The sequence below is a fragment of the Streptomyces sp. NPDC006450 genome (genome assembly GCF_040612195.1).
Lineage (GTDB): Bacteria > Actinomycetota > Actinomycetes > Streptomycetales > Streptomycetaceae > Streptomyces.
Genome location: NZ_JBEXPT010000202.1, coordinates 1 through 6959, shown reverse-complemented (window position 1 = coordinate 6959; position 6959 = coordinate 1). Strand labels below are relative to the sequence as shown.

The following is a 6959-nucleotide window of genomic DNA, read 5'->3' as shown; positions in this document are numbered from 1 at the left end:
GGGGCGGCCCGGGCCACCGCGGAAGCGGGTCAGCGCGCGGTGGGATCGGCGGAGTCGGCGGGGCGCCGGGGGTCGCTTTCGCCCCGGCGGCGGGGAAGCAGGGCTCCGAGGAAGCCCGCCACCGCGCCCGCGAGGAAGGCGAGGCCGACCGTGCGCCAGAGCAGGGGGCGCAGCTCCACCTCGCCGCTGAGGTCGTCGACGTCTCCGATGCCCAGCAGGGAGAGGCCGAACTGGGCCTGGATCCGGGCCAGCAGGCAGACCACCAGGGTGGCCAGCGCCAGGGCGACGGCCAGGTGGAGGGCGTGCTGCCAGGGACGGACGTGCGCGGGCGAGCGGGCGGCGGCCAGTGCGCCGGTGGCGAGCAGGAGGACGACGGCCAGGACGACCAGCCACCAGGCCCGGGAGTCCCGCTCCGCGAGCGAGGCCACGTCGATGGTGGACAGGTCCGGGGCGGAGCCGGAGCCGCGGCCGGAGGCGCGCAGCACCTCGTCCAGGACCTGCGGTACGGGCAGCCCGAACGGCCCCTCGGCCTTCCCCTCCCAGGCCCCGCCGAAGCCGAGCGTGAGGGCGGGCCAGACCAGGTTGGGCAGACCCAGCAGGATCACCGCCAGGGTGCGGTCCGCGTGCCCCCGGGTCGCCGCCACCACCAGGCCGACGCCGATCCCGACGACGACGTACGCGAGGAGCAGCGCGACCACGGCGAACGCCGCCGGACGCACCGCCGCGTGGAAGCGGACCAGCCCCGCAGGGAGCGGTGCGCGCCGGGACACCAGCAGGGCGATCAGCAACAGGCCCAGGATCCAGAGCAGTCCGAAGCCGAGGCTGGCGGGGATCGCGGCCTCGAAGCCCACCGTCGGGCCGGCGTCGAGGACTTCGCCGATGTCACCGAGGATCGAGTCGCCGGTGGAGATCGCGAAGGTCCGGCGCGACAGCAGCGCGACGCCGGTCAGCGCCACCAGCCACAGGAGCACCAAGGGGGCGGCACGGGCCAGGAGTTCACGAGCCCCCGCCACGGCCCGGTTGTGCAGGGGGCGCAGGAAGAGCCAGCCGGTGGTCAGCGCGCCGGCCAGGCTGACGGAGAGGGGGAGTAGGGACAGGCTCGCGGCGGCCCCCGCCAGGAAGCCGGCCCCGCCCGTCACCTCGACCGAGCCACCCGCGGCCATCAGGACGACGGCGGCCACCACGTGCGGGAACGCACCACCGGGCAGATCGCCGGCGCCGGCGAGTGCGAGCCCCGCGGAGGCGACGACCGCCATGACCGCGAAGCCTGCGAGGACCGCGACGAGGGCGTCGCGCCAGGCTCGCGCGGCCGGTGCCGTTGTTGGGCTCACCCTGCCACCGTAGGCAGCTCCGCTTGCGGCCACCACCCGGACGGCGCACACAATGGTCGCCAGGAGTGCACCACATCCGGAGATTTCCGCTGATGACCCGAGATACGCGGAAGTTCCATGGCGGAACGCCACGGAGCAAGGCCCGAAGGATCCGCAGGATCCCCGCAGCGGAACGTCCACAGGGGACCGGAACCCCTCCGCCTGGGAAGAAGAGCCCGTGACCACACAACCCTCCGGCCAGCAGCCGCCGTGGCCGACACAGCCGTCACAGCCGCCCTCGCAGCCGCCGTCGTCTTCGTCCGGGCGCCCCACGGGTCCGCCCTCCGGACCCCTGTCCGGGGGCCGGGAAGGGCCCCCGCCACCTCCGCCCCCGGCCCCTCCCGGAGGCTCCGGGAGCGGGGTGCCCCCCGGGACCCCCGAGCCCCCGCACAAGCCGTGGTGGCGCTCCGTTCCCCGGCTCGCCACCACGATCGTCGCCCTTGCCGCCGCCGTGACCCTGGCCGTCGTACTGACCAGGCCCACCGGTGGCGGGGGCACCACCACCTCCGCGGGCAACGAGGTCTTCCTGCAGCCCGTGGCGGCGTCCGGGCCGGACCCGTTCACCGAGTCCACCGCGGCCAAGGACGCCACGGCGCCACCCGAGAGCCCGCCGCCTTCGACGACGGAGACGAAGCCCGAGTCGAAGGCCCCGTCCTCCACGGGAACCACGGCCACCCGCAGCGTCAGCGGCGCCTCGCCCGAGCTGTACGGGGGCGCGCGGGACGTGCCCGCCTGTGACGTCGAGAAGCAGATCAGGGTGCTGTCGGCGCAGCCCTCCAAGAACGCGGCGTTCGCCTCGTCGCTCGGCATCCAGCCGACGGCCGTGCCGGCGTACCTGCGCTCCCTCACCCCGGTTCAGCTCCGGGTGGACACCCGGGTCACCAACCACGGCTACCGGGACGGCAGCGCCACCAGCTACCAGGCGGTGCTCCAGTCCGGGACCGCCGTGCTCGTCGACGGCCGCGGGGTGCCGCGGGTGCGCTGCGCCTGCGGAAACCCGCTCGGGGCGCCGGTGGCACTGAAGGCCAACCCGAAGCGGTTCGGACAGCCTTGGACCTCGTACCAGCCCTCGCGGGTGGTGGTCATCGCGCCGTCCGTGACCATCGTGAACAAGTTCGTGATCTACGACTTCCGCGACAGCCGCTGGTTCGAGCGTGACCGGGGCGACCACCGCGGGCGGCACGACAAGCCGATTCCGCCGCCGGTGATCCCGACCCCGATCTTCACCACCCCGCCGCCGTCGCCGACCCCGACGTTCACGTCGCCGTCCCCGACGCTCACGTCGCCGTCCCCGACCCTCACTTCCCCGTCCCCGACCGTCACGTCCCCGTCCCCGACGGTGTCGCCGACCGACTCCCCGTCGCAGTCCCCGTCCGAGTCGCCTTCGGAGTCTCCGTCGGAGTCGGTCTCGCCTTCGGAGACGCCCTCGGAATCCCCGTCCGAGTCGGTCTCCCCGTCCGTCTCCCCGTCGCCGTCCGAGTCGGCCTCCACCTCGCCGTCCGCGGACCGGCGGGTGACCTCGCCGACGCCCTCCGCGTCGCCCTCGCCGAGCTCGTCGGAACCACCGACTCCGGCGCCGCCCACGATCTCCTCGGCGGCGCCGGTGGTTCCCGAGCCCCCGGCGACCTCGCTGCGGCCTGAGCCGCCGACCCCGCCGGTGACCTCGGTACGGCCGCAGCTCCCGCCGTCGCCCTCGCCGGTCGCGCCCGAAGAAGGTGGCGACGCGGGTCAGGACGGAGGCACGGACAGCGGTGGCGGTGGCCAGTAGGGTCCCCGCCCGACACGAGGACCTCCCCCGGGGCCGGTGGCCCCGGGGGAGGTCCGGTACTGCCGCCGGGCGGGGGCGGCTGCTAGCGGACGCGCCCGTACAGGTTCGGGTTGTACGCGCCGAAGCTGGAGACGCGGACCTGCTTGCCCGGGCGCGGGGCCTCGATGTACGTGCCGCCGCCCAGGTAGACGGCGACGTGGTGGATGCCCGAGGTCTTGCCGTTCGAGGTCCAGAACACCAGGTCTCCGCGCCGCAGTTCGGAGCGGGAGATCGGGGTGGTGGACCGGTACTGGTCGGAGGCCACGCGGGGGAGGGTGATGCCCGCGGAGCGGTACGCGGCCTGGACCAGGCCCGAGCAGTCCCAGCCGCGGGGGCCGTTGCCGCCCCAGACGTACGGGTCGCCGAGGTGGCGGCTCGCGAAGGAGATGGCGCCCTCCGTGCCCTGGCGGACAGGGGCGCCGGAGGAGCCCGAAGAGCCGGAGGAACCGGACGAGCCGGAGGAAGAGCCGGAGCCCGAGCCGGAGCTGCCGGCGAAGCGCTCGTACTTGGCCTTGTGCTGGGTCCAGCGCCACCAGCCGGTGCCGTCCTTGTACCAGTACACGCGGTCCGTCGCGTCCCAGCCGGCTCGGCCGCGGAAGGTCGGCTCGGAGGTGCGTACGGAGGAGGGGGAGGAAGAAGAGGAGGAGGTGCCGGCCGAGGGACCGCCGCCGTTCGCCACGTACGTGCTGTAGTGCTGGGTCCAGCGCCACCAGCCGGTCGTGTCCTTGTACCAGTACTTCGTGCCGTCCCAGCCCGCGTGCGCCGGGGCCGGTTCGGCGGACGCGGTGGCCGCTCCGGTGCCCATCAGCAGCGTGGCGCCGACGGCAGCGACCACGGCTCCGCGCAGGGTGCAGCGACGGCGGCGGGCGGCGGCGGCCCTCATGGCCGTCGTGCCGCGCGCGCAGCCGGCGCAGTCACAGCTGTCGGGTATTTCTTCGGTGAATTCGGGCGTGCGCATGCATGGTTCCTTATCCATCGGGGGTGTTTTCAGCGGGCGTCGGCGGCAGGGCCGCGCGCCGTGTAGAAGGCCACGGTCAAGTCCTTGACCAGGGCCTTGCGTTCGTAGTCGTCCAGGCTCACGAGCCCGCGGTCCGACATCCGGTGAACGGTGTCGTCGACGGCGTCGAGCACGGAGGTGAGGACGGAGTCCCGGTGCCGGGCGTCGATCGAGGCGACCCGGCGGCGCTGCATCGCGGCGGCGACCTCGGGGGCGTACTCGACGTGCAGCGGCCGGGCGGAGAAGACTTCGACGCCGACGGCCTTGCATTCGGCGGCGAGCAGTCGGGTCAGCTCGTCGCCCACGGCCTCGGTGTCGCGCAGGGTTTCCGGTCCGGCCGGCTCCTGGCCGAAGGAGTCGGCGGGCATCCGGGAGAGCACCCGGGCGGTCGCGGACTCCACCTGTCCGCTCAGATACGCGGTGTGGTCGTCGACCGCGAGCAGCGCGCGGGCGGTGTCCCCGACCCGCCATACGACGAGGACCACGGAGCGCAGCGCGGTGCCCTCGGAGTCGACGACGCGGAGCGGCTCGCTGCGCCAGTGGCGCAGTCGTACGTCGACACGGGTGTGCCGGGGCAGCGGGTTGGACCAGATGAGGCCGGTACGCCGGATCGTGCCGCGGTAGCGGCCGAAGAGGGTCAGCGACCAGGCCTGGCCGGCGCGGCCGCGCCGCAGTCCGCCGAGCGCGGCGAGCGTGAGGAGCACGCAGCACACGAGGACGGCCAGGGGCCAGGCCTCGGCGGGGGAGGTGGAGGGGCGGAGCTCCCCGAAGCGCGGGAGGACGGCGGCGCCGGCCGCGGCCACAGCGGCGGCGAGCAGGGCCCACCAGCCGGAACAGGCCCGCGCAGGGTGTTCGGTGAGCTCGGGGTCGAGCACGGAGGGGACGGTCCGCGGGGTGGCCCGCGCCTCTGCTGCCGGTCGGGCGGGCCGGGGTATCGCCGGATGTGCGGCGGCCTGCCGCAGCGTGTCGGGCGCGGCGGGTCCGTGACCTCCGCGGCGGCGGTCGGGGCGGACGGTGGTCGTGGCAGGGATGCCGGCCTGTTCCTCGTCGCGGAAGAGGGGACCGAGGACGAGCGGATCCCGGTACGGCCGCACGACCAGACTCCCGCGCCCGTTACGGGCCCCGAGGGGGCCGGCGACAGTGGAGCCTGAGCCTGAGCCTGAGCCTGAGCCTGAGGCGGAGGCGTCGGGGGAGGTGGGGTCGGTGAGCGGGGCGGATATCCGGCCCGGGGTCCGCGCCCCCTCCTCCTCCGCCCCTGCGTCCGGTCCTCCTTCGACCCCTCCCTCCGGCGCTCCGGCCGGCTCTCCGGTCGTCTTCGGCGCTTGCGACAAGCCACACCCCACACAGCCAAGGGCGTCAACCACCCCGTTCCGGGGGGTTCCTGACGCCAGTAAAGATGATCATGAACGGATCGATCTTCGCGAAATCGTACAAGTCGCTTATTCGGCAAAAGTCGCGACAGGCCGGGACTTTGGTCCTTTTCGTCCCGGCACTCGGCGTCATGAACGGTCGCCGGCGCACACGGGGCGCCGGACACCCGCCGACACGCCGGATCCGTCCTTCGCGTACCGCGGACCCGCGCCCTTCCCCGTGCCGCCGCGGCAAGCTCCCGCAGACCGGCGCGCACCGCCGAAGAGTGAGACCCTGAAGGTGTGGCCGAATGGGGAGTGACCCCCCAGGTCGAGTGGCCTGCCCAGACGGACACGAGCCTCGCGCTCAACCGCATGGGCACCTTCGACTGGGACCTCGACAGCGGGCAGATGTTTCTGGACACCACCGCCCTCGAGGTCCTCGACCTGCGCCCCGAGGAGTTCACGGGAACCTCCGCCGGCCTGCGGGTCCGCCTCGCACCCGGCGAGGAGGCCCGGCTCGACGCGCGGGTCGCGCAGGCGCTGAAGGGCGGCCGCAGTCACTACGGGGCCTACGTACGCAGCCGAAACCGGGACGGAGCGCCGGGCTGGACCCATGTCCAGGGCCGCATCCTGCGGGACCCGCGCGGGCGTCCGTACCGGATCATCGGGATCGTCCGCGACGCCGACCACGATCCCGGCGAGCCCGGCGCGGCCGGCGAGCGCGACGAGGGCCGGCGCCGCATGACCGGGGTCGTCGAGCGGACCACGGCGATCCTCGCGCACGCCCGCACCGTCAACGACGTCACCGACGTCCTCAAGGACCCCGAGGCCCTCGGCCACCTCGGCGCGGTCAGCGTCATGCTCGGCGTCGTCGACGGCGGCCGGATCCACCTGGTCGCGGAGGGGCAGCTGGGCGCGTACGTACCGGAGACCGAGTACACGCGGATCGACGCGCCACTGCCGCTGAGCGAGGCCGTACGGACGATGCGGCCGGTGTTCATCAGCTCCCGCGAGGAGTTCCAGGAGCGCTTCCCGGCCGTGTGGCCGTATATCGAGCCGCTGGCCGTCCGCAGCGGCGTCTACCTGCCCCTGATTGCGCAGGGCCGTCCGGTCGGCGCGCTCGGGCTGCTCTACACGAGGGAGGGCGACTTCAACGCCGAGGAGCGCAACGTCCTGATGGCGCTGGGCAGCGGCATCGCGCAGAGCCTCCAGCGCGCCATGCTCTTCGAGCAGGAGCACGATCTCGCCGAGGGCCTCCAGACGGCCATGCTCCCGCGCCGGATCCCGGAGGTGGCGGGCGCGCGGATCGCCGTGCGGTACCGGGCCGCCCGGATGGGGCGGGACATCGGCGGCGACTGGTACGACGTGGTCCCGCTGGGCGAGGGCCGGGTCGGAGTGATGATCGGCGACGTGGAGGGCCACGACACGGACGC

Annotated in this window: 4 protein-coding genes and 1 pseudogene; 2 read left to right on the top strand and 3 right to left on the bottom strand. The window is 74.1% G+C overall.

Annotated features, from left to right (window positions below):
- Positions 1–29: 29 nt before the first annotated feature.
- Entirely contained in the window at positions 30–1331 is a 1302-nt protein-coding gene (locus tag ABZY57_RS31510; protein ID WP_356517763.1) for a streptophobe family protein, read from the bottom strand.
- A 400-nt stretch (positions 1332–1731) separates the two neighbouring features.
- On the opposite strand from ABZY57_RS31510, the gene ABZY57_RS31505 reads away from it, so the two are divergent.
- The gene (locus ABZY57_RS31505; protein ID WP_356517761.1) at positions 1732–3138 is read left to right on the top strand and encodes a DUF6777 domain-containing protein; all 1407 of its coding nucleotides are present in this window, start codon (positions 1732–1734) and stop codon (positions 3136–3138) included.
- Positions 3139–3220: 82 nt separating this feature from the next.
- Here the strand turns inward: ABZY57_RS31505 and ABZY57_RS31500 are convergent, their stop codons facing one another.
- Both ABZY57_RS31500 and ABZY57_RS31495 read right to left on the bottom strand, forming a co-directional pair.
- Entirely contained in the window at positions 3221–4135 is a 915-nt protein-coding gene (locus tag ABZY57_RS31500) for a C40 family peptidase (protein WP_356517759.1), read from the bottom strand.
- 29 nt (positions 4136–4164) lie between these two features.
- Positions 4165–4872, bottom strand: a pseudogene (locus ABZY57_RS31495) (SPFH domain-containing protein); the annotation flags it as partial.
- A gap of 954 nt (positions 4873–5826) precedes the next feature.
- On the opposite strand from ABZY57_RS31495, the gene ABZY57_RS31490 reads away from it, so the two are divergent.
- Positions 5827–6959 (top strand): GAF domain-containing protein (locus tag ABZY57_RS31490; RefSeq protein WP_356517757.1); only part of this gene is annotated, 1133 nt, incomplete at its 3' end.

Bases quoted from the DNA above. Each gene is read 5' to 3' on its own strand.
- ABZY57_RS31500 (WP_356517759.1), bottom strand. From the start codon at position 4,135: ATGCGCACGCCCGAATTCACCGAAGAAATACCCGACAGCTGTGACTGC.